The 1350-nt window shown below is 43.4% G+C and carries 1 protein-coding gene and 1 pseudogene; both read right to left on the bottom strand.

From position 1 onward, the window contains the following. The coding region (locus ACFIK1_RS09355) for a hypothetical protein (protein ID WP_375662652.1) at nt 1-242 on the bottom strand (242 nt) is incomplete at its 3' end. A 127-nt stretch (nt 243-369) separates the two neighbouring features. After that, nucleotides 370-1350, bottom strand: a pseudogene (locus tag ACFIK1_RS09350) (hypothetical protein); the annotation flags it as partial.

Raw genomic sequence — 1350 nt, 5'->3', positions numbered from 1 at the left:
TGAATATTCGTGAAAGACGTCCCTACTCCTGCTAACGCATCCGCAACATTATCATAGCTCTTCTCTTCATCTTTTCCATCTTCTTTGATTGCGGTAACCTTGAAACTTGGGGCACTCCACTCTCCCTTATCATTATAGCCGGCTCCTCCACCGAAATAGGTCGCAACCGTTTTATTCATGGAATAAAGCTGTGAACCATTCACCGCATCACTTGAGGTTTCCGAAACCGTTCCATCATGCACTCCGGAAAGAGTACGTTTCGTACCATCAGTGTTTGCAATATTGATGCTTGTACCGCCTTTTTCACCTCCAATGCTAATAACATGCGTCTTTTCATCTTGTTTAACTAAGCTATCGCCTACGACTTTGTTAATCTCCTTGTTNGTGAATATTCGTGAAAGACGTCCCTACTCCTGCTAACGCATCCGCAACATTATCATAGCTCTTCTCTTCATCCTTGCCATCTTCCTTAACAGTCTTAACCTTGAAAGTGGGAGCGGTCCATTCACCATTCTCATTATATCCAGCTCCTCCACCGAAATAGGTCGCAACCGTTTTATTCATAGAATAGAGTTGTGAGCCATTCACCGCATCATTTGAGTCTTTAGAAATATCTCCATTCGCAAGATACTTAATCTTGCTGTTGCTTTTGCTATTTTCTTCTCCATGCAAGGCTACAAAAGCTCCCTCTTTCTCACCCCACATCAACGCATTCTGCTTAATGTTTTCAGTAACCGCCGTATTGCTTTGTGTAATCTCTTTATGAATGTTCTGGAAAGAATTACCTACACCCTCAAAGGCTTCCGCAACACTTGCATAGCTCTGCTCTTCAACATCACTACCATCTTCCTTAACGGTCTTAACCTTGAAACTTGGATCTGTCCACTCTTCACTCTCATACTTGGCGCCTCCGCCAAAATATTTTGCTGTATGCTCAGCAACCTTAGTAACATTTTTATTGGTTGTAAAAAGCTGCGAGCCATTCACCGCATCCGTTGAGCTTTCTGAGAGTGTTCCAGCACTCACTCCGGAAAGTTTCCGCGTTGCATTTTCATTGTTGAGAATACTTACTTCCGTACCGCCTGCTGCCTTACCTATAGTGATAACACCCGATCCCCCTGCACGAAGACTACGACTTGACGTCACCTCTTCTTCTTGCTTAACAAGGATACTGTCTCTTACATCCCCAATCTCTTCATTCAGAGTAGTGAAAGTACTGTTAACACCTTCAAAAGCAGCAGCAACATTGTGATAAGTCTTCTCGTCATTTTCTGTGCCATCAGCATCAAATTGTGCAACTTTGAAATCAGGTTTCGTCCATTTGCCTTCCTCATACTTAGTTCCGCCACC

Source organism: Bartonella sp. OC16QHHD (assembly GCF_042194035.1).
In the GTDB taxonomy this organism is placed as follows: Bacteria; Pseudomonadota; Alphaproteobacteria; order Rhizobiales; family Rhizobiaceae; genus Bartonella.
The sequence above is the reverse complement of the archived record's forward strand: the minus strand, read 5'-3'. Positions and strand labels throughout refer to the sequence as shown.